At 41.7% G+C, this 22,399-nt stretch carries 19 protein-coding genes; 3 read left to right on the plus strand and 16 right to left on the minus strand.

The window, feature by feature from the left end; genetic code table 11:
* Positions 1–13: 13 nt before the first annotated feature.
* The 11 genes from pfkB to K8O68_RS03565 all read right to left on the minus strand — a co-directional run bounded on the left by pfkB (position 14) and on the right by K8O68_RS03565 (position 11,392).
* The gene (gene pfkB / locus K8O68_RS03515) at positions 14–925 is read right to left on the minus strand and encodes a 1-phosphofructokinase (RefSeq protein WP_230895553.1); all 912 of its coding nucleotides are present in this window, start codon (positions 923–925) and stop codon (positions 14–16) included.
* Entirely contained in the window at positions 903–1,679 is a 777-nt protein-coding gene (locus K8O68_RS03520) for a DeoR/GlpR family DNA-binding transcription regulator (RefSeq protein WP_230895554.1), read from the minus strand. Before K8O68_RS03520 ends, pfkB begins: the two co-directional genes overlap by 23 nt.
* Before the next feature lie 180 nt (positions 1,680–1,859).
* The gene (locus K8O68_RS03525) at positions 1,860–2,120 is read right to left on the minus strand and encodes a metal-sensitive transcriptional regulator (RefSeq protein ID WP_230895555.1); all 261 of its coding nucleotides are present in this window, start codon (positions 2,118–2,120) and stop codon (positions 1,860–1,862) included.
* 216 nt (positions 2,121–2,336) lie between these two features.
* Complete coding sequence (locus K8O68_RS03530) at positions 2,337–2,825, minus strand: DsrE/DsrF/DrsH-like family protein (protein WP_230895556.1); 489 nt, start codon at positions 2,823–2,825, stop codon at positions 2,337–2,339.
* A 222-nt stretch (positions 2,826–3,047) separates the two neighbouring features.
* A complete protein-coding gene (locus K8O68_RS03535; RefSeq protein ID WP_230895557.1) occupies positions 3,048–3,662 on the minus strand; it encodes a DedA family protein in 615 nt (204 codons plus the stop codon).
* An 899-nt stretch (positions 3,663–4,561) separates the two neighbouring features.
* Positions 4,562–6,838 (minus strand): glycoside hydrolase family 65 protein, encoded by a 2,277-nt coding sequence (locus K8O68_RS03540; RefSeq protein WP_230895558.1) that lies wholly within the window; start codon positions 6,836–6,838, stop codon positions 4,562–4,564.
* A gap of 335 nt (positions 6,839–7,173) precedes the next feature.
* Positions 7,174–8,373, minus strand: a complete 1,200-nt coding sequence (locus K8O68_RS03545) for a PQQ-dependent sugar dehydrogenase (protein ID WP_230895559.1) — start codon at positions 8,371–8,373, stop codon at positions 7,174–7,176.
* A 106-nt stretch (positions 8,374–8,479) separates the two neighbouring features.
* On the minus strand, positions 8,480–10,063 hold the full coding sequence (locus K8O68_RS03550; RefSeq protein ID WP_230895560.1) for a Mur ligase family protein: 1,584 nt from the start codon (positions 10,061–10,063) through the stop codon (positions 8,480–8,482).
* 146 nt (positions 10,064–10,209) lie between these two features.
* Positions 10,210–10,812, minus strand: a complete 603-nt coding sequence (locus K8O68_RS03555; protein ID WP_230895561.1) for a Fic/DOC family protein — start codon at positions 10,810–10,812, stop codon at positions 10,210–10,212.
* Positions 10,805–10,984 carry a hypothetical protein gene (locus K8O68_RS03560; RefSeq protein ID WP_093054792.1) on the minus strand — a complete coding sequence of 60 codons (180 nt, stop codon included), beginning with the start codon at positions 10,982–10,984 and terminating at the stop codon, positions 10,805–10,807. The genes K8O68_RS03555 and K8O68_RS03560 overlap by 8 nt, the downstream gene beginning before the upstream one ends.
* A 54-nt stretch (positions 10,985–11,038) precedes the next feature.
* Entirely contained in the window at positions 11,039–11,392 is a 354-nt protein-coding gene (locus K8O68_RS03565; RefSeq protein ID WP_230895562.1) for a hypothetical protein, read from the minus strand.
* Between the two features lie 183 nt (positions 11,393–11,575).
* Here K8O68_RS03565 and K8O68_RS03570 point away from each other — a divergent pair, with 183 nt between their 5' ends.
* A complete protein-coding gene (locus tag K8O68_RS03570; RefSeq protein ID WP_230895563.1) occupies positions 11,576–12,430 on the plus strand; it encodes a DegV family protein in 855 nt (284 codons plus the stop codon).
* Between the two features lie 149 nt (positions 12,431–12,579).
* Positions 12,580–13,476, plus strand: coding sequence for a DMT family transporter (locus tag K8O68_RS03575; RefSeq protein ID WP_230895574.1), 897 nt, complete (start codon positions 12,580–12,582; stop codon positions 13,474–13,476).
* Between the two features lie 249 nt (positions 13,477–13,725).
* Here the strand turns inward: K8O68_RS03575 and K8O68_RS03580 are convergent, their stop codons facing one another.
* The 5 genes from K8O68_RS03580 to K8O68_RS03600 all read right to left on the minus strand — a co-directional run bounded on the left by K8O68_RS03580 (position 13,726) and on the right by K8O68_RS03600 (position 20,634).
* Positions 13,726–15,162: an aldehyde dehydrogenase family protein gene (locus K8O68_RS03580; protein WP_230895564.1), complete on the minus strand. Its 1,437-nt coding sequence runs from the start codon at positions 15,160–15,162 to the stop codon at positions 13,726–13,728.
* Positions 15,163–15,192: 30 nt separating this feature from the next.
* Positions 15,193–16,227: a homoserine dehydrogenase gene (locus K8O68_RS03585; RefSeq protein ID WP_230895565.1), complete on the minus strand. Its 1,035-nt coding sequence runs from the start codon at positions 16,225–16,227 to the stop codon at positions 15,193–15,195.
* A 44-nt stretch (positions 16,228–16,271) separates the two neighbouring features.
* Positions 16,272–17,471 (minus strand): cystathionine gamma-synthase family protein, encoded by a 1,200-nt coding sequence (locus tag K8O68_RS03590; RefSeq protein WP_230895566.1) that lies wholly within the window; start codon positions 17,469–17,471, stop codon positions 16,272–16,274.
* A gap of 96 nt (positions 17,472–17,567) precedes the next feature.
* Positions 17,568–18,776, minus strand: a complete 1,209-nt coding sequence (locus K8O68_RS03595; protein WP_230895567.1) for a M24 family metallopeptidase — start codon at positions 18,774–18,776, stop codon at positions 17,568–17,570.
* A gap of 175 nt (positions 18,777–18,951) precedes the next feature.
* Positions 18,952–20,634 carry a PucR family transcriptional regulator gene (locus tag K8O68_RS03600; RefSeq protein ID WP_230895568.1) on the minus strand — a complete coding sequence of 561 codons (1,683 nt, stop codon included), beginning with the start codon at positions 20,632–20,634 and terminating at the stop codon, positions 18,952–18,954.
* A gap of 258 nt (positions 20,635–20,892) precedes the next feature.
* Here K8O68_RS03600 and K8O68_RS03605 point away from each other — a divergent pair, with 258 nt between their 5' ends.
* Positions 20,893–22,242, plus strand: a complete 1,350-nt coding sequence (locus K8O68_RS03605; RefSeq protein ID WP_370640478.1) for a sodium-dependent transporter — start codon at positions 20,893–20,895, stop codon at positions 22,240–22,242.
* The last annotated feature ends 157 nt before the right edge of the window (positions 22,243–22,399 follow it).

Consider the following 22,399-nt stretch of genomic DNA (forward strand, 5'->3'; position numbering starts at 1 on the left):
TTCCCACCCTTTCTTAAATTTTTTCAATTAAGACTTCCGGGAGTAATTTTTCAACATTTTCTGCTGTACAAAATCCATTTGAAAATGCCGTAGCACTTCCTGCTGCCACACTGTATTTGAAAGCTTCTTCCAGGCTTCCCGACTGTGTCAGAATGTGGATGAATCCGGCCACCATTGAATCACCTGCCCCGACTGAATTTATTAATGTTCCTTTTGGGACAGTTGCCTTATAAGACTCATTTTTTGAAACTAACGCTGCCCCTTCGCCTCCCATAGAAACAAGCACATGACGGGCTCCATCTGCCACCGCTTTTCGTGCAAGTTTCACAGCATCATCCAGATTCTTAACGTTTTCTTTATATAACTGTTCCAACTCTGCCTGATTTGGTTTAATCATATATGGAGAGGCTTTCATAGCTTCTTTTAACGGTTCCCCGCTGGTATCAACACAGACATAAATGTTCTTTTCACTGAGCCTGTTAATTATCGTGTTATAAAGGTCAGCTGGCAAAGTTGACGGTAAGCTTCCGGACAATATAAGAAGATCTCCGCTTTTAAGCTCATCCAGCTGTATGAGTAATTTTTGAATATGCTCGTTTGTTATTTCCTGGGCTTTTCCATTAATTTCCGTTTCTGTATCTGTTTTCATTTTTACATTAATCCGGGTGTTCCCTTCTGTTTCTATAAAACTGGAAAATACTGATTCTTTCTCTAATTCGTCTTTTATAAATGCTCCTGTAAAACCGCCGATAAATCCCAGAGCTTCTGACCGGGTCCCAAGATTTTTTAATACACGCGAGACGTTAATGCCTTTTCCTCCAGGAACCATTTTTTGAGTGGAGGCCCGATTCGTCTTTCCTAAATAAAAATTTTCTACCTTCATCAGGCAATCAACTGAAGGATTAATTGTCACTGTGTAAATCATGTGTTTTCACCACCTCTACCTTTGCTGCCTGTTTAAGCTTTTTAACAAAGTCATCGTCATCCCCTTCTGTCGTTATAAGCCCGGCTTCTTCCAACTCAGCAAACTTGGCAAACGTCACGTCACCGAATTTTGAAGAATCTGCGAGTACATAAGCCAAATTTGATTGTTTAATTGCTAAATTCTTAATTTGGGCTTCTTCAGGATCCGGGGTAGAATAACCAAAATCCAAGTCAATACCGTTCGTACCAATAAAAGCTTTATCAAATCGGTATTCACTTATTGCCTGTACGGCGCCTTTTCCTATAAATGCTCGTGTTCCCGACTTAATATATCCACCAACCACATAAGTCCTGAAATTTTGTTTAAGGGATTCTTCAATAATATTAAGGCCGTTTGTGACAATCACCACATCTTTTGCCCCTATATAAGGAATCATCGCTTGAGTTGACGTGCCAGCATCGATATAGACACAGTCACCGTCTTGAATTAAACCGGCTGCTCTTTTTCCCATTTGCTTCTTCTCATTTGTAAATTGAGTCTGTTTTTCCGCCATTGACGGCTCTTCCACTTTTCTTTTAAGTAAAGAAGCCCCGCCGTGTATCCGCTTTAATTTTTGGTCGTTTTCAAGAAGGGTCAAATCTCTTCGAATGGTTGACTCGGAAGCACCTGTCTCTTCGACCAGTTCTGCGAGTTTAGCAACTTTTTGTTTTTCAAGTAAATTTAATATTTTCTCATGCCTTTCAAAAGTAAGCATGTGACTCACACCTTTTCTTTTGTTAATTTGATTATACAATCAACTTCAATCAAAATCAATCATAAATAATCATTTTAAAGCAATTTCAATCATTTACCAGTCAAATTCAATCATGAATAACCAAAATAAAAAGAAAACCAATTCATCTGATTGGTTTTCTTCCACTGTTCTTCATAACGTTTATCTGCTTTTAACGAGCATCTTAATTGCTTCTTCAATAACTTCTTCACGTTCTTCATCATTTTCTGCTTCCTTACGAAGACACGTTTCAAGGTTTCTGGCTACTACATAAGCTGTGGCACGGTCCATAGCTGTCCGAATCGCACTCATTTGAGTAATGATCTCCCTGCAATCTTTGCCTTCTTCCATCATTCTCAGAACCCCGCGGACTTGGCCTTCTACCCGCTTAAGCCTGTTTTTCATATCTTTAGAATATTCCATTGAATACACCGCCTTTACATTAATCATGCTTTATACTCTAACTATTTAAGGAGTTTAGCTTCTACAATCTTCTTATTGTGGTATTAATTTTACTATATATTTAATCATCTATCTATCATTAGCCACTGTTAAGCCCCAGTTTTTTTCACAAAGATTTCATTTTTATAAAAATGCCCGGACCTTTATCAGTCCGGACACTTGTATACATGTCTATTTTTAGATAAATAAGTTGACGTTCGCATCTTCTGCTTCTGCAAGATATGAAGCTACCCCGGCAAATTCTATGCCATCTATGAGTTCCTCTTGTTTAAGGCCCATAACATCCATTGTCATTGTACAGGCTACCATGTTTACTTCAAGCTCCTGGGCTAGCTCAACTAATTCAGGCAAAGTAGATACATTATGCTCTTTCATCATCTTTTTCATAAGATGTGAGCCGACTCCGCCATAATTCATTTTTGAAAGTTTAAGGTTCTTAGGCCCTCTAGGCATAAGTTTTGCAAACATTTTTTCAAGGAAATTCTTATCTTTAATATCTATATGTTCCTCTTTCCTTAACACATTTAACCCCCAGAAGGTGAAAAACATGGTTACCTTTTTACCCATTGCAGCAGCCCCGGTTGCTATAATGAAACTGGCAATGGCTTTGTCAAGATCTCCGTCAAATACAATCATTGTAGCCTGGTCTTTTTTTTCTTCACTCATTTATAATTCCTCCTCATTTATATACCCAATATGGTATTATTACTATATCCATAGTGTATACCCTGTCCGGTATAATGTCAAGAGAATGATTAAATTTTAATGAGAGAAGCCGATAAAGAATCATGTGAGTGCCGATGCCAGTACTTAAAATAAGGCATAAACAGTCAACAATCATACCCTCCTTGCTTCCCCTGATTGTCCTGCACTTAGCCATCGCAGGAATTAATCAGCAGAAGCCTGCCATGAAGAATTATCTTTCTGTTTGCCATTTTTATATTTTTTCCTTCTGTAAAACCGGAAACTGATATATGCAGCCAGGCCGATACCCAACACTGTATATATGGCCCATTGCACCTGCTGCAGACGGTCTACCATCACTTCAAGATTCCCCAGGTTGCCTAAATAAAACATAATGACTGAAAGCGGATAGAAACCAGCGAACGTGAGACCGGCAAATTTCCATATGTTCATCCGGCTCAATCCGGCTATATACGTTATATACCCCATGCCTATAAACCGGCCGACCGCTATCATCCATTCACCGTAACGGTCTATCCATTTCTGAGCAAAACGGACTTTATGTTTAGGAAGTTTTTTCCTTACCACGGACTCGTAACGAATGCTTACATAGTAGGGAACAAAACTTACCACCACATAAATCAACGACGTAATGATGGAAAATAAAAATATTTGCGTCCAGCTTGGATTTAATATATATCCGTAGGCCAATACAAATACTGCTGCCGGGAAAGGAATAGATAAAGCTTCTACGGCTACTCCTATCGCTAACCCGATCCATCCCAGCTCTTTGAGTATATTGAATATAAATTCAACCATTTTGGCGTTTCCTCCTTGACTATATAAAAGCTTAATTGCTTATTCCCTTATACGCGGTTTCCTAACCTGTTCACCTCTATAATTCGCAGACAAATAAAAAAACGACAATTATTTAAATAGCCCAGCTTTTTTTAATTGAAGGTCAGAAGGCGGTGACGCCACAGGGGTTAAGCGCAGTCAGAAGATCCAGTTTAACGGTCTGTAAAAAAATGCACCGCTAAATACATTGTTTTGAACGAAGACAAGCTCTCGGGTAAGAAAACGAAGCCACTGAAAAAGTTCATTCACCGACTTTTCAATGCTCCATAATTCAATTTATATTAAGAAAGTAGTTAATGAGACTGGAGCAAGCGAGACTGTCTCTTCCTCTGAAAGCTACGCTCTGGAGCAGCATCCGTCGAGACAAATCGGTGAATAGTCACTGAAGCAATGCTCTTTCCTGTGGTAAAGGAAGTCAGGCAAGACCCTGCAGAGCAAAGCTCGAAGCGGCTTGCCGACTTCTCCACGGAAAGCGAGTTTGCGCAGGACTCATTAACTCCTTTATACAGATAACTAATAAATATAAATCCGTTCTCCAAATATAAGCTCTTTTTCAGTGGATTCAAGAAAATATAGCGAACTTCCACACGGATGTGGTGACTTCGGCGTTTTCACAGGACGTGAAGGGGTTAGCCGAAGATCCCTGCGAAGATGTTGCACTTATGCCTGTGGTGTAAGCCTTCGCCGAGAGTGAACCCGCAGATTAAATAATTAGGGTACAAGCCCCTGGGCAAGCGTCCGCCTGGCGGACTGAAATCAATCCTTTTCTCAAAAAAGAAAAACCGAACAAAATTCGAAAATTTTTGTTCGGCTTCCTTTATGATTACTACTCTTTTGTCCCAGCCTCGTCCAGCGGGCTGTTAAGAATTTAATTCCACAGGCGCATCCTTGGATACTGTTACTTTTTCTCCTTTATGACTAATCACAAGTTCTTTTCCTTCGTTTAAAGTATAGACCGTCTTACCTTTATGAAGGCTGACTTGCAGAGTCCTTTCCATAAATTGAATAGTAAACTTCAACTTATCCCATTGTAATGGAAGACGAGGGTTAAACAAGAGGGAATCTTCTTTCACTCTGAGACCTGCAAACCCGTAAACAAGCGCTAGCCATGTCCCTCCCATATTTGCCATGTGCAGGCCGTCCTTCGTATTTTTATGAGTATTATCCAGATCCAGCCTGGCTGTTTCAATAAAGTAATTGTATGCTTTATCGTCATAGCCCAGCTTTGCTGCCATAATACTGAATACACAATAGGAAAGTGACGAATCGTGAGTGGTCACCTTTTCATAATAATTATAGGAACGCCGAATAGTTTCCAGATCAGCTTCGTCTTCCAACAGGAAATGCGCCAGGACCGTGTCTGCCTGCTTACACACTTGATAACGGTAAAGAGTTAATGGATGGTAATGGAGAAGAAGCGGAAATTTCTCCGCTGGCGTTTGTTCCAAGTTCCAGACTTGCTTATTTAAAAAAGTATCATCCTGCGCATGGATTCCTAAATTTTCATCATAAGGAAGATACATCTTTTCAGCAGCCTGCTCCCATTCACGAATTTCTGCTTCTGAAACATTTAGTTTACCGGCAAGTTTTTCGAACGCCTGTTGATCAGCTTCTTTAATAAGTTCCAGCGATTTAACAGCCCACTTCAGATTATTTTTTGCCATGACGTTTGTATAAAAGTTATTGTTCACAATACACGTGTATTCATCAGGCCCTGTGACATCATCTATAAGGAATTTGCCGTCTTTTTCATGTCCTGTATCGATCCATAACCTTGCCGTTTCAGCCAGAACCTCTGCTCCATAATCACGAAGAAACGACACGTCTTTTGTAACAAGATAATATTGGACAAAACTATAGGCAATGTCAGCACTTATATGGTATTGAGCAGTCCCTGCCGGAAAGAAACCTGAGCACTCCGACCCTGTAATCGTCCGCCATGGAAATAAGGCTCCTTGCCTGTGTCCAACTTCCATGGCTCGCGATTTAGCGTCGTCCAGGAGAGAAAATCGGTGCAAAAGCAGCTGTTTAGCTATTTCAGGCTGAGTCATCAGAAAGACTGGAAACATATAAATTTCTGTATCCCAGAAATAATGGCCTTCATACCCCTCTCCGGAGAGTCCTTTTGCTGAGATGTTACTGACGGAATCTTTGCCGGCTGACTGCAGGAGCTGGTACAAATTAAAACGGATCCCCTGCTGCAGGCTGTCATCCCCCTCAATCTCAATATCCGCTTTTGACCAGAAAGCGTTTAAATAGTCCGTTTGCTCGGTTATTAAATCCTCAAAGGTGGATGACTTTAATTCATTTTGGACATGCCATGCGGCCTGCTTCAGGTCTTCTCCATGCCGGTAAGTATCCGTAAAAACATTAAACCTCGTAAAACTCACAGAGGATGCCGGTGTGAAACGGAAAATTTCTTCTATGGAAGATCCGTTTTCAACCACATTGTAATTATAATCTCCGGAATTTATAACCGAGTTGGAGGCACAGCAGACTCTAAGTTTCGTTTCGTAAGTTTCGTTTAATACGGTTGGCCCTGTTTCTCCTGCCTCTGCTTCTATTACGCGCAGTCTTTTCGCATGCCCTGATGCTACGCGGGGATCTGAAGGATCAACAAAATTTGAAATATCTCCGTTAACAACCGAAGTAATAACTATTTCATTTATTTGGGAAACAGGCTCTATAGTAACTTTCTGTGTAAATAATTCTTTTCGGGAAAAGGAAACGAGCCTTTGAAAACGGAATTTCACTTCTTTTCCAGAAGGCGATTTCCAATGTATTTCCCGTTCAGAATAGCCTTTATTCAGATGGAGGGTGCGGGTATAAGAAAGAATATCCCCTTCAAACATGGTGAACCTTTCGCCGTCAACATCTATGTATATGGTTTGACTGTCAATGATATTGACCAGTTTTTGCTGCGTGTCCGGAAAGCCATGCAATTTTTCCCCGTATTCCATTGCTGTTTCATCATGATAAGCATTAATATAAGTCCCTCTTATAGAAGTCATGTCTTCAGTGTAACCTTCTTCAAAGTTTCCCCGAACGCCTAAAAAGCCGTTTCCCAGAGCAAACAGACTTTCATTAACTAGAAGCTGTTCCTGATCCACATGGTTATCTTGAATTTTCCAGCTCATGATCCCACTCCCTTTAATAAATCTATCTAATAACTGCCTAAAGCATAAAAGCCGCTTATGAAAACCTTTTCATATTTAGAGTTTATCAAAAGTCCAATTATTTATCTACGATATTCTATTTTTTGCTTTAATACTTATATTCCCTGATTTTTTTTAAAATTCAACTCTATTTCCTGACATAACACATGTGTATAAAAAGGGTTGTTTATGATATCGTTTTCATATAATTTTTAAAAAAGATAGAGCGGCAATAGGCCGCGCCTTCCCTTTTCCGCTCCTCTATATAACTTTTTGTAAGTATGGCCAGCTCTCACACATCTTTCTGCCCTGTTCTTTCAATCTGCATTCAGAGTCAGTTTCAGTAAACGGTCATCATTTTCCTCTGGTGAACCTCTTCCGTCCGTATTGTTTGTAATTAAGTAAATAGCTCCATCTTTATATTTCACGTCCCGAAGACGTCCTTCTCCTTCAAATACTTTAGTCATTTCCTGATTATCTTCATCAAAATAATAAAGGCTTTCTCCTCTCAAACCTGTCACAAGCAGGTCATCTTCCCGGAAAGTGACGCCTGACGGGGCCCATGTATCTTCACCAGAGTGAATCAGCGGCTCTTCCATTCCTTCATTTGATTCATCCCCCTCTATGACTGGCCATCCGTAATTATTGCCCGGCTCAATTAAGTTAATTTCATCATGTCCTACCGGCCCATGCTCAGAGCTGTAAAATGCTTCATTTTCATCCCAGGCCAGCCCCTGAGGATTTCGGTGGCCATAGCTGAAAACGTATGAATCTTCAAAAGGATTATCTTCCGGAATATCACCCTCTGCAGTCATTCTTAATATACTCCCTGCCAAGTTGTCTTCATCCTGCGATAAATCAGGATCATCTGCATCACCGGTTGTCGCGTAGAGCATGTCGTCCGGTCCAATGGCAAGACGGCCGCCATTATGGATTTGAGCCCCCGGAATATCGTCTATAAAAATATCTGTTTCTGCCCACCCATCATTATTTTCCTTTTTAACTTTAACTACCCGGTTCATAAGGGAGCCATTTTCTCCTTCAAATGTATAATAAACATAGGCTTCTCCGGAGTCGGCGAAATCGTCAGCAAGCTTAAAACCTAATAATCCGCCTTCCCCTTCATGCGCTACAGGAGTAGAGGTCTGTAATTCTGTTTGTTCAGTTTCCCCATTTTCTATTTCCAGAATCCTACCGTGCCTGTCAGTCATGTATACAGTTTCTTCATGGATATTTAAAGACCAGGGAATCTCAAGATTTTCAGCCAGGACTTTAACATCCCAGTCCTCAGTTGTTACATTATTCATATGTATACCCTCTTCTGCTGTTCCAGACTCGTTTTCCTCCATAGGATCTTCCGGACTGTTATCAGCTCCCTCCTGTTCATTATGCTCCTGGGTGTCAGGTTCGTTTTCCTGCATTGTATTATCCGTTTGGCATCCCGCCAAAAAACCTGCCCCCATTATAACTGAAGTCAAACAGCCTCTCCGGCGTGCAGCTGCTGTGTTAAAAACCATAAAAAAACCTCCTTTAAAAGGGACTATACCCAAATAAAGGAGGGATTAATATAGCATTTACATAAAGTAAATTTCTGTTCTAAAGTAAGCAGCTCGAGCTAATGATTCAGTCAGTTTCCGGATAGTTATTCTCCAGCAGCACAATCGAGTCATCCGGGGCCATTTTATTCATGTGCTGCATTGCATCCTGGAGGTTTTCAGCCACGTACAGTTTTTGATCCGGATAACCGGCCTCTTTCAAACCATCCTGTAAGGGCTCTGTCTGTTTTTTACCGACTAAAATAATATAATCACATTTGTCCGCTGAATAGCGCGCCCATTCTTTATTAATCTCATAGTCGTTTCCTCCCGTTTCAATGATTCCAGGAGTAATAAGCATACGGTAACCGTCCATATGTCCAAGTACATCAATGGCTGCCTTGGAACCGAGCGGATTTGAATTATAACTGTCATCAATTATAGTGATGTTGCCTGAGGAACGTTTTAACTCCAGGTTGTGCGGAACAGCAGCCATTTTCTTTACAGCTCCCGCCATCTGTTTAAGAGACAATCCCATTTCAAGCCCGACTGCTGCCGCAGCAAGTATGTTATAAATATTATGTCTGCCCAGAAGTTTTGTAATGAAAGTTTCTTTTTTCCCATCAGCTGTTGTGACCGTAAAAGACATGCCTTTACCACTAAATTTAATATTAGACGCTCTGAGGTCTGCATCCTTTCTGTCTATCCCGTAATATATTTTCCTGCAGGAATTTTTCGGCTCCCAGGACATTATATTTTCATCATCCATATTTAAAAAAGCCGCTCCCTCCTGCTCAGGAAGTGTTTCCACTATTTGATACTTTGTTTTTTTCATGTTTTCAAGTGTGTCAGGATCCTGTGCATAAATATCTGACAATATACCGTACTTCTGAGTCACCAGGTCACAAATCTCCCTGATATCTCCTTCTTGCTCCGCACTCATCTCAGCAATAAAAATGTCGTGGTAAGATTTTAACTGTTCATTAATTGTGCGGGCAATTCCAAATTTTGAAGTATGGTGTTCCGGGGTCATCAAAACGTTATATTTTGAAGATAATATTGTTTGAACAAAGTGTTTAACATTTGCTCCGGCAAAGCTTCCTGTTATTCCGATCACTGTCAGGCCGGGTGAGGCTTTAAGAAGCCTTTCGGCATCATTAATAAACCTCCGACTGATCCTTGACTCAATCGGGCGGTTAATCGTATTGGCAATAAGGACAATATAATAAGGGAAAACAGCCGCTAAAATGAGAATAAACAGGGCCGCAAAAATACTGAAAAACGCTGCAACACTAATAGAGACAGAAGCCGTCAGCCCGTAAATAATATAAGTCGCCCCCAGTAGACGCTGAACCCGCGGGGTATAGACCAAACTCTTCTTTTCTTCTGGTTTGTTGCTTAAATTATTAAAAAATAAGAGAACGAATACCGCAATAGCCGCTCCCAGACTAACTGTTACTGAATCAGTGACAACATGTAAAACAAGGGGCAGCGCATAAAGGACTTCCAGCCTCAAAAACACTTTTGAGCGATGACTGCCCATCCACTTTGTATACTGCTCGTTCCTGTAGGAATTCACCTGAAGCATATGTACACTTCCCTTTGTTTTAACCGTAACCGGTAAAATCCAGGCGATAAGTGTAAATATGAATAATACCATTGTAACTATCATAGCTGTGAACTCCTTCCTTATTTTAAAAATACTGCCTTTTTCTACTAAGCATACCCTTTTGGTTAGTTCTTTAACACCTTTTTCCCCTAACTTCAGTCTGCTGTTTCATATTATTCTGAAACACTAAAAAAGGTGCCGGCAACATGCTAAGGGCTGCCTGACACCTCCTGATAAATCAGCTGATTCATGACTTTTTTCAAAGGGCCTAACCGTGTCGTTGACGCGATCGATGCTTTTAATATCGTTTTTTCATCTGCTCTTGCCCAGTCAAGCACAAATCCTCCGTCCAGAGCCAAAGTCCGGATAAATTCCCTGCAGGAACGGCCGTTTCCGTCTCGAAAGGGGTGCAGTACATTAATCTCCGCCAGATAAAAAGCAAGAAGAGCCGCCATATCTTCATGATTACGATTCTGCCATACGTCGTTTTGAATTCTTGTAAAAAGATTTTTTGCACTTTCTTCCAGATGAAGGGCAGGAGCAAATGTAAACCCTCCCTTAGAGATATTTTCCACTCTCAGTTTTCCTGCAAAAGGATAAATGTCCTGAAATATGTAATAATGAATAGCTTTTAAATGCTCCAGGTTAAAACCCCCGGTTACAGGCTGAAGCTCTAATTCGGTCAGTCTTTTTGAAGTTATCACCGCATCCATTTGCCTCAGCTGTCTTTCTTCCCTAATATTAAAATGGTTAATCAGCACTTCTGTCCCAGGATAACAGTACGCTGATTCCCCCGTTCCATATTTACTCATTGCGGGTCAGTTCCAGTGCTTTTTTCATAAAGGCATCATGACTGATCCTGCCGAGCAGCTGATCTTTCACAAGTTGTTCCTGCCTTTCGCTCAACGTTAACCCTTCAACAGCAAGCGATGCTTTCGCTGATTTAAGTGCAGTTTCCACTTGACTTAATTTTCTCACCTGCATCTCCACACCTTTCGCATACACACTATCCTTAATTATACTACATTTATCAGCAAGTTAAAATGCAGCCTCCTTCTTTTTCGCGTAGATATGGTGGATAACCGCATTAGCGATATATAAAATTGCCAGGACAGCAAAAAATACATTCCAGCCGACAACATAATAAAAACTGTAATCCCTGAGATTAGGAAAATCGAGATGGGCAGGGTCCGTAAAACGGGATAGAAAAAAGTGGTAAATGGCCAGCGCGAGTATAAAAGTAAACACAGTCTGGAAAGTGATATAAAAAGTGGTTTTGATTTTTGACATTTGGATTTTATCTATCAGTACGAAAAATAAATAGCCTACACTGAAAAAATTCATCATCATCAACACAACAAGCAGAATAATGAGAGTGGCTTCATTTATCATCTTAGACCTCCTCTTAAATTATTAACCACTTCCATTATATAGCAGGTCATCCAGTCTATACGAGTATTTAGTGCTATTTTTAAGCAAAAAGGTTAATGTCAGTTATTAGTACTTGGTATAAATTTTAAATAATTGTATAATAAAACTAACTTCGATGAAATTGGAAAGTGAGCTGAAATTTTTATGACTAAAAAAATTGCTTGGGTGACAGACAGCACGGCTTATATAACTAAAGAACTTTCAGAACATCCTGATGTTTATGTCCTTCCGCTCTCGATTATATTTGACGGAGAGGCATTTGAAGATGGTGTAGAGTTAACTACAGAAGAACTGTACGAAAGAATCCGTTCAAATAAAGAGGTGCCGAAAACATCTCAGCCTTCAGCCGGAAGGTTTGCCGAACTTTATGAAAAGCTTAAAGAAAACTATGATGCTGCGGTTGCAGTCCATATTTCCAAAAAATTAAGCGGAACATATAACAGTTCAGCTTCAGGGAGAGATATAGCAGATTTCAATGTTCAGCTTGTAGATTCCTGCTCGATGTCTTATGCCATTACAACGCTGATTGAAAAAGGAATGACATTAGCTGAACAGGGGGTGCCGCCTGAGGAGATTCAAGAGGTGCTTCAGCAGGCTGCCGCGCGTTCAGAGAACTACATTCTGCTTGGAAGCCTGGAACAGTTTTATAAAGGCGGAAGAATGTCAGGCACACAATACCTTCTTGGAAACCTTTTGCAAATTAAACCGATTATACGGATTACACCGGAAGGAGAATTTGAGTTGTTCCAGAAAGTCCGTTCAGAGAAAAAAGCGGTTAAACGGATGCTGGAACTTCTGGGTGAATCCTACAATAAATACCGTATAAATCAGGTGCAGATTATGCACGGCAATATAGAAAGTAAAGCACAGGAACTGAAATCAAAGGTAAAAGATCTCTTCCCTGAACTTGATATTTTTATCGGGGAGATCAGCTCCTCTATTGCCGTTCACGCCGGAGAAGGCACCTTAGCAATGATTTGGCACAACGAAGATAAATGATGGTATGATAAAAGAGTCTTTCCATAAAGCTGGGAAAGACTCTTCTTCTTTTTATGAAAATCCGAAAGACAGCTCAACAGCCTGCAGTATAAGAACATTATAAAAAACAGGATGATACCATCTCGTAAAAAGGAGGGCTTCTGTTGAAAGTGAGAACAGCTTACTTAATGGTTATTATCGGTGCTGCCCTCTGGGGAATAACAGGCCTTTTTGTCCAGTATTTATATGTGTATGGGTTCACCCCCTGGGAAGTAGTCGGTATCCGTTTAACCTTTTCCACGGTTTTAATTTTTACATATTTAATATTAAAAAAACGCGCGCTCTTAAAAGTCAGACTAAAAGATCTGCCTTTTTTTGCGGGAACAGGAATTGTCAGTATTGCTTTCTTTAATTACTTCTTCTTTACGGTAATGAATGAGGCTTCCCTTTCACTGTCCGTTGTTCTTCTCTATACGGGGCCTGTTTTCGTAGCTGTTATATCACGCTTTACGTTTGGGGAACCATTTACAAGCAATAAAGTAACCGCATTAATTTTAATGCTTGCCGGATGCAGCCTCACTGTCGGCCTTCTTCCTGCCGGCCAGTTGAACGTAAGCGCGACGATTATCTTATTCGGCTTAGCCTCAGGCTTTTTCTACGCCCTTTACAGCATATTCGGAAAATATGTCAGCAGCCGGTATCACACGTTAACCATTACAGCCTATTCCATGCTCTTCGGTTCGTTCTTTTTAGTGCCTACAAGCCAATTATGGACTAAAGCGGAATTATTTGCAGAACCAGGTGTGATTATGAACGGGCTGGGACTTGCATTGTTTGCAACCGTTCTCGCTTACGCCTTTTATACTTATGGTCTGACCTACGTAGAATCGAGCCGAGCTGCTATTTTGTCCACTGTGGAACCTGTAGTCGCCATCATTGTTGGTACTGCTCTTTTTAATGATAAGCTGACCATTTGGCAGGCTGCAGGAATGCTGCTCGTGATACTCTCTGTCCTTCTGACCGTCCAAAAGAAAAGACAGCCTATCAAGAAGAAGGCTGCCTCTTAGAAAAAAATGAAAAAAATTAGTTTGATTGAAGGACAGAAGGTGGTGACGCCCAAGGGATTATGCGAAGTCTGAAGATCCAATTCAACGAAGCTGCAGGCTGAGTTGAATTTAGCTGAAGACAAGCCCCTGGGCAAGCATCCACCTGGCGGACTGAAATGAATACTTGTAACAGAAAAATTCATAAGATATCGTCGGATTTACTCAAGGTGGCTATTCTTTTGTCTCAGTCTCCTGACTTCCGCCGTTCCATCAGCTAAGTTTAAAGCAAACAACCTTAGGCTCCGTCATTTCATTAATGGCATGGCGGACCCCTTCTCTTCCAAGCCCTGACCCTTTTACTCCTCCGAAAGGCATTTCATCAATGCGGTAATCACTGCTGTCATTAACCATAACCCCGCCTGCATGAAGATGGTGTACAGCGTAAAACGCGTTATCTATATTTATAGTGAAAATACCAGCCTGAAGCCCATAGTTTACTTCATTGGATCGTTTGACTGCTTCTTGTAAATCTTTAACTGCTTCAATTAGCACGACAGGACCAAAAACCTCTTCTTTATAGATTTTAGAGTCGCTGGAAACATTGGTTAGAACAGTAGGTTCATAGAAGGCGCCATTCCTTATTCCTCCTGTTTCAATAACAGCCCCTTCATAGACCGCTTCCTGAACCCAGTCTTCCACCCTTCTCGCCTCTTTTTCATTAATCATAGGCCCTATATCGGTCCACTCAGACATTTTATCCCCGGTTTGCAATTCTTTCGTCCGTTCCGTAAATGAAGATACAAACTCATGATAAACCGGTGTTTCTACTAAAATCCTCTGGACTCCTATACAATTCTGTCCGGCTGCTGAAAAGGCGCCTGAGACAGAATTGGCCACCGCCTCAGCCATGCAGGCATCTTTTAATACAATAACAGGGGAATTGGAACCTAATTCCATTCCCACCTTCTTCAGCCCTGCCTGGTGGGCGATCTTTTTGCCTGCGTCAAGTCCCCCGGTAAACGAAATCATCTTAACAGCAGGGTGAGTCACCAAAGGTTCGCCAATATCTTTACCCGCTCCGGGAACTACTGATAAGAACCCTTTTGGAACACCTGCGAAATCAAATGCCTGAGCTAACAGAAGAGCACTTAACGGAGTAGCGGAAGCAGGCTTCACGACGACCGGATTACCCGCAGCAAGGGCCGGACCGACTTTATGGGCAACCAGGTTCAGAGGATCATTAAACGGTGTAATTGCTCCAATTACTCCAATCGGAAATCGGTAGTGGTAGCCCGTTCTGTTTTCACTGCCTTCCCTCTGATCAAAATTAATTGTTTCGCCACGGATTCTTCTTACTTCCTCTGCGCTGATCCGGATAGTCTGCACAGCTCTTTTTACTTCTCCTCTGGCTTCATTGATCGTTTTACTTCCTTCCAAAGCAATGGTTTTCGCATAAGTTTCATGATTCCCCTCAATATAATCGGCTGCTCCATTCAAAACCTTTATCCGTTCATGGGCTGGCCATGAAGAGAGATGCTGGAAAACATCCTGTGCTGTTTCGATTGCTGTCAGCATATCTTTACTGCTGGCTAATGGAACTTTAGCAATCACCTGGCTATTCTGCGGATTTTTCACATTAAAGGTGTCTTTTCCGCTCACCCATTCTCCGGCAATGAACATTTTTTCAGTACGAACTTTCGTCTGCATTCCCGACGCACCACCTTTCTTCCGTTTAATTTAATGACTGCCTTTCTGGGAATGAACCAGGTCAATCAGCAGAGAATAGCCGGTTTCAACCCGGCCCGCTCCTGCCCCGGTCAGCATAATCGGACCAGCCAGATCGCAGTCATACGTAATAGCATTTGTCGCTCCCCCTACGGTAGCCAGCGGATCATCATGGTTGAGGAGTTCAGGCTTTACGGAGGCCTCTATGCCATCTTCTGTCCGTTTGATTTTAGCGACAAGCCTCCAATGCCGGTTGTTATCCAACGCTTCCTGCAGCCTATCTCTCGTCAACTTTGTAATTCCTTCGCACGGGACATCATCTGCTGTCAGCGATGCCCCCATTACGACATTTGCCAGAATGACTGCTTTATATCTGGCATCAAATCCTTCCACGTCACTAGTAGGATCTGCTTCTGCATACCCTTTTTCCTGAGCGGCTTTTAAAGCTTCCTCATAACTTAATCCTTTCTCCATTTCAGTCAGCATAAAATTTGTCGTCCCATTTAATATACCTTTTATTTCTTTAATTTCGTTCCCAGCCAAGGTAGTAAACGGCAGCCTGAGCGCGGGGGTCCCGCTCATTACTGTTCCTTCAAATCCCCAGAAGACGCCGTTCTTTTCAGCCAGTTTACTTAATTCTTTGTAGGCAATTGCCACTGGTCCTTTATTTGTTGTCACGACACTTTTTTTACTTTCAAAAGCGGCTCTGCAATGATCAATTGCTGGCTGGCCCGTCTTCACATCTGTATAGGTGACTTCTATAATGACATCGGCGTTCGATTCTCTTATTGTTTGAAAATTATCCCATCCTTTTATTGTGGATGAACGCCCCGGATAATTCTCTAAATGGTTATGGGAGGACACGGTTTCCAGCAGTGTTTCTTCATCCAGTCCGTCAGGATCATAGACCGAACCCTTCATCATATCTGCCACAGCTACAATGACAGGAGACAGACCAAGTTCTTTACTCAGCTTTTCTTTTCTTTCTTTTATAATTTTCACGAGCGCCTGGCCCACCCCGCCAAACCCTATAAACGCGATTTTCATAGCAGGTTTCACCTCCTGATTGGATCTCTGGTAAGAAACAGCATTTATCCTTTAACAGATACGCTTTTGGGAAGCGATGCAAATGCCTGTTTTAAATCTTCTTTTAAGTCTTCAACATCTTCAATTCCTGCTGAATAACGGATCAATCCTTCAGCAATGCCTACAGCTGCCCGTTCTTCCGGAGTGCATTCCACATGGCTGGTCGTACGTGCCGGACCAACAATTGTTTCTACCGCTCCTAAATTTGCTGCACGATTAGCATATTTAAGTTTTGGCAGAAGATGCCGGACTGTCTCAATACCACCTTTAACAGAAAAGCTGAGCATGCCCCCAAATCCTCTCATCTGCTTCTGAGCAATCTCATGGCCCGGGTGTTCTGCCAAGCCTGGATAAAAGACAGAGTCGACCATTTCCAGTGATTTTAAGAAGGAGGCTATTTCCATTGCATTCTCATTTTGTTTATCAATCCTCAGCTTCAGCGTTTTCATCCCTCTTAACAACAGATACGCGGCCATTGGATCGAGGGTAGCCCCGTTTATTTCCCTGTAGTGGAAGACTTTCTCCACCAGTTCTGCAGGGCCGCACAAAGCTCCTCCCAAGGCGTCTGCGTGTCCTCCTAAAAATTTGGTCGCACTGTGAATAACCAGATCGACCCCAAGTTCAAGCGGGTTCTGATTAACCGGGGTAGCAAAAGTATTATCAATTATTACCAGAGCCCCCGCCGCTTTCCCTGCTTTCGCCATACGCTCAATGTCTGTAATCTTAACTGTCGGATTTGTAGGTGTTTCCAAATAAAGCACCTGGCACCCTTTGGCGACCTCTTTTTCGATTTCTTCATGATTTCCTGTTTCACATAAAACCACTTCAATCTGCTGTTTTGGGAGAAATTCCGTAAATATTTTATTTGTTCCTCCGTACGTATCTTTTATTGTCACAATTCTGTCGCCAGGGAAGAGAAATGTGCCTAACGTATTGCTGATTGCAGCCATCCCGGTAGAGAAACTTGTTGCCGCCTCTGCTCCTTCAAGAATTCTTATTTTATCTTCAAAGGCCTGGACAGTCGGATTCGTATTTCTGCCGTAAATATGCCCTTCTTTCTTTCCCGTTGCTACGTCATACCATTCGTCCATGTCCTTATAGCCGAATGATACACTGTGGACAACCGGTACTTGAGTTGCTCCGAATGCGAGATAGTCGCTTTCTCCTGCCCAAATGGATTTTGTAGAGATTCTAGGTTCTTTCATGTCCATTCCTCCTCTGAATAAATATTTAAAGGCAGCTGTAAACTGCCTTATTCCTTTCTTCAATCCTGGCTGCCAGGCTTTACTAATCACTTGTATTTACGAAATTTCGCCTTCATGCTGATTAAATATAAAGGGGTGCTTAATAATCAGGTCTCTTGGATAGTTTGTCAGCGTTTCTGATCCTTTCTCAGTTACCCTGAATGTTTCGCTGATTTCAATACCGTATTTATCAAACCATAAAGCCGGAATAAGATGAAAAGTCATATTCGGCTGAAGCACTGTGTTATCACCGCGCCTCAAACTTGCCGTATGCTCGCCCCAGTCAGGCGGATACCCTAGACCTACGGAATATCCCAGTCGTGCTTCTTTTTCGAGGCCGTAGCGCCCGATACTCTTACGCCAGACTTCCTCTATTTCGCCGCAGGTCACTCCTGGTTTAGCCTTCTCAAGCACGTGGTTAATTCCTTCTGCGACGACTGGGGCGAGTTTTTCAAGGTGAGGCGACGGAGCCCCAATGTTGACTGTTCTTGCCAGCGGCACGTGATAGCGCTGGTAACAGCCGGCCAGTTCTACAATAACTGAATCACCGTCTTCAAATTTTCTGTCACTCCACGTTAAATGAGGAATGCCTGTATTTTTTCCGGAAGGAAGCAGCGGGACGATAGAAGCGTACTCACCGCCAAATTCTTCTGTTCCTGAAATCATATAATAAGAAATTTTAGCCGCTGTCTCACTTTCTCTGACTCCGGCACGTATACTTTCAATTCCGTGGTGCATCGCCCTTTCTGCCAGTATTGCTGCCTTTTTCATGTACCCGATTTCCTGGTCTGATTTAATCAGCCTTACTTCATTGACAAGCAAGTCTCCATCTTTAAATACAGCATTAGGCAGACCTTTCTTTAGCCGTTCAAACGCCTTGGCTGAAAAATAATAATGGTCCATTTCCACGCCGATATTTCTGTTCCCCTGGCCGATTTGCGTAAGAATTTCCGCCATGTAATCCATTGGATGAAATTTATCTGAATGGACGTAGTAGTCCGGGTAGGCAATAACATTTTCATCGTATATCCACGTTTTCACTTTTGCCCCATTCGCGTCCTGATAACGTCCTAACCATATAGGCTGCGGTTCATCAATGACAATGGCCACCATCTGATGGACATAAAATGACCAGGCATCATAACCTGTTAAGTAATTCATATTAGCCGGATCAGTAACGAGAAGCACTTCAATGCCTCTTTCTTCCATTTTCTTTTTTGTTTTTTTCAGGCGATCTTGATATTCCAGAAAATCAAACGGCAGCATCTTTAACACCTCTCTTTTATTAACAGAATTTTTAGATATTTCTTATTGTTAATGTATTAAAAAAAGGTGAGAGATGTAATGTGCAAAGTGTATGAAATATTTTTGACTTTTTTTATACACATTCGCATAGTGAAAAGCCCGATCATTCCAGGAATGAACGGGCACAGGGGGGACATTATTCTATTTTTCTTAGAGTCCACAGCCTGATACTTAGCTCAAGTAAGAAAATGTCATCTGAATTAACGAGCGAGAGCTGTGTTAATGATTCGATATTTCTCAGGCGATAGAGAAGAGACTGCCGGTGCAGATTTAAGGCTCTGGCTGTCTGGCTGACATTTCCTTTATATTTGTTATATGTCATAAAGGTGTGGATGAGATCGGTCTGCCGTTTCCGGTCATAATCAATTAACGGCTGAATCGTATCTTTCACAATTTTTCTAATGGCCTCTTCACCAGAGATAGCCATAAGCATTCTGTTTATTCGTGTATCTTTAAAAAACGTCCTTTCTCCAATTCCAGCCTGCTGTTTGCCTATTTCTAAAGCTGTTTTAGCTTCCTGATAACTTTCATAAAACCCGCCATTTGCATTCTTATGAGCAGCTATTCCCCACGTTAACTCGACTTCTGTCAACAGTTCGTTCAGCCTCCGTTCGATCGTATCCAGGAACTGGTTAGCCGTCTCGGTGTGTAAATGATGATCCGTTTCTAAATAAACTATAACTTCCCCTTCATCAAAAGTGGCCATTGTTTTTCGCCCGATTAATTTACCTGCATTTGTAATCTCTTTCTGGATATAGTAATTGAGGCTTTGTAAAGATGAGGTCGGGGGATTATCCCTTTTAAGCTTCGGCACTAAAGATGTTTCCTCTTTAAGTCTGATTTCACCGGCAATACAAATATACGTTAAACTTAAATCGTAGCCGAGCAGTTCAGCTTTAGAATTTAAATGCTGCTGGTCAGCATGCTGCTGTTTTGCAAGCTGTAATATAAAATTATCCTTCAGCCGGATTTCTGTCATTTCAATGGCATTCTCTTTTAAAAAATAGAGAGCGCATGCGGTAAGCGCGTGTTCCAGCACATTCATAACAAACCATGTCAGACTTTCTTCTTTTTCAAGCTTAAACCAAAGAAAACCTTGCTTCCTGTGGTTAGTCGCTATTAAAATCTGATACCACTTTTCCCCTCCTACCTCGTACTCTTCTATATGAGGGTACAATGGGTGTTCCATATAGGTAACATTTGAAGACTCTGCAGGCGCAGCCGTCTTTTTTTCATTGTTTTTGAATTTAAGGAGTGTGTTATTCTCCACATTTTTGGAAGCCCGGATGAGCCTCGTATAATCGGTAATAACGACAGGTATGCGAATATGTCTGTAAAGTGCTTCTGCTATCTCCTGAAGGCCCTTGTTCTGAAGGACATCATTAATCAGTTCCTGCCTGATTTCCTCTGTTCTTTGGCGTTCTGATTTTTTATCCTCGTTTATCTCTTCCAGAACCATTTGCATAATATCACCAAAACGGACTTCCCATGGGATATCTATAATAATAAAATCATGCTCCCCTGCTATTTTCAGAATTTCATCAGGGATGTCAAACACATATCTTCCGGTAGCAAACCCTAAAGCGGAGGCTCCTGATTGAATGACATCTTTCACAAATTGTTCAAGTAACTGAGGATCTCCGTGGCAACCAAGTCCTGTTGTTAATACAAATTCGTTTTCTCTTACGAAATTTTCAACAGGCATTTCAATAACTGAAATCCACTCAATCTGCTTCTTATCCAGCAAGTCACCGCCTGCTTTAACTTGTGCCGATTTTAAAATTGGCAACGCTACAATATCAGCTGCAGTCAGTCCCATTCACACACCCCCGTTTCCTTACACGATACCTTCTTAAAACATACACTTCCCCTTTATAATTTGAATTTTCTGTTTATTGAATTTTCTCATGAAAGTCCATCTGTGACAATATTTAACTTTACTATTTCGAGATGGTAATAATTCACTTCTTACATTTCACCGAAAAATCAAAATTAACTGACACATATTATTAGTTTTATGATATAGTATGAAATGCAATTATTTTTACACTTCAACGTTTTAAAGGAGGAAATTGTTGTGAGTGACTTTAACAATGGTCGGGAGCAATGGGGATCCAGGCTCGGATTTATTTTGGCAGCCATGGGATCAGCCGTTGGTCTGGGCAACATTTGGCGCTTCGCTTATGTGACGGGTGAAAGCGGAGGAGCTGCATTTTTACTTATTTATATTTTATGTATTTTAGCTATTGGAATTCCTATTTTAATGGCAGAATTTACAATTGGACGAAGAGCCCAAAGTGATGTGGTCGGCTCTTTCCAGGAAATTACCCCTGGTAAGCCTTGGGTTGTTGCAGGTTTTCTTGGCGTTGCCTCAGCATTTATTATTCTGTCTTTTTATGGGGTTATAGCAGGGTGGTCCTTGCATTACTTCGTCCAGTATTTGAGCGGGGGACCTGCCATAGGTGCAGAAGGAGGATTCGCCGACTATTTTGTCGCTTTTCATACAGGTACCTTTGAACCTCTGCTCTGGCAGTTTATTTTCATGGGGATGACTGTAGGAATCGTCTATGTAGGGGTGAAAAAAGGCATTGAAAAAGCAAATAAAATTTTAATGCCTCTTCTGGCCATTTTAGTGATTCTGCTTGCCGGTTACAGTTTAACATTAGGAGGCGCCCAGGAGGCTCTGGATTTTCTTTTCACTCCTGACTGGAGCCAGCTCGCTAACCCTGAAGTTTATTTAGCGGCTTTAGGCCAGGCTTTCTTTTCATTAAGCCTTGGAATGGGGGCTTTAATTACGTATGGCAGTTATTTATCGAAAAAAGATAAACTGCCCGGAGCGGCTGTCAGTGTGGCAGGTCTGGATACGTTATTTGCCATCCTTGCCGGTTTGATGATCTTCCCTGCCGTATTTGCTTTTGGGATTGAACCCGATTCAGGTCCAGGTCTTGTCTTTATAACGCTTCCTGGAATTTTTGACAGCCTTGGAGCCGGCGTGGTTTTCGGGCTTCTGTTCTTTTTCCTTCTCAGTGCGGCTGCCGTTTCTTCCGGTGTTTCTTTGTTAGAAGTGGCTGTGGCATATTTTATGAGGAGGTTCAGCTGGTCCCGCCAGAAAGCAGCCTTAATTATCGGATTTATTATTTTCTTAATTGGAATTCCTTCCTCACTTGGAATGGGGGCACTCTCGGGGGTAACCTTCTTTGGCAGAGATATATTAGATACTATGGATTTTATCGCCTCAAATGTCTTTCTGCCTTTAGGCGGTTTGCTTATCGCCTTGTTTGTCGGGTGGGGCTGGAAAAAAGCCGATGCCCTGGAAGCTTCCGACTTCGGAGACACCGCTTTAGGAAATGGATGGGTGATCATTTTAAGGTACTTTGCGCCTGTAGCGATTTTCATTATATTCTTAAGTTCTATTGGAGTATTTTAATAAAGGAAAGCAGATGGGACAAAAGAATAGCGAGCATATAGAAAGAGGCTGGGACAAAACCCAGTGAATAAGAATGGCCCTCACTAATGTGAGAGCCATTTTTTTATATCTCATATTATTATGGGTTGCTTGTTCAAAAATACACTCGCTTGCCGCG

The sequence above is a fragment of the Salipaludibacillus sp. CUR1 genome (genome assembly GCF_021028955.1).
GTDB lineage: Bacteria > Bacillota > Bacilli > Bacillales > Salisediminibacteriaceae > Salipaludibacillus.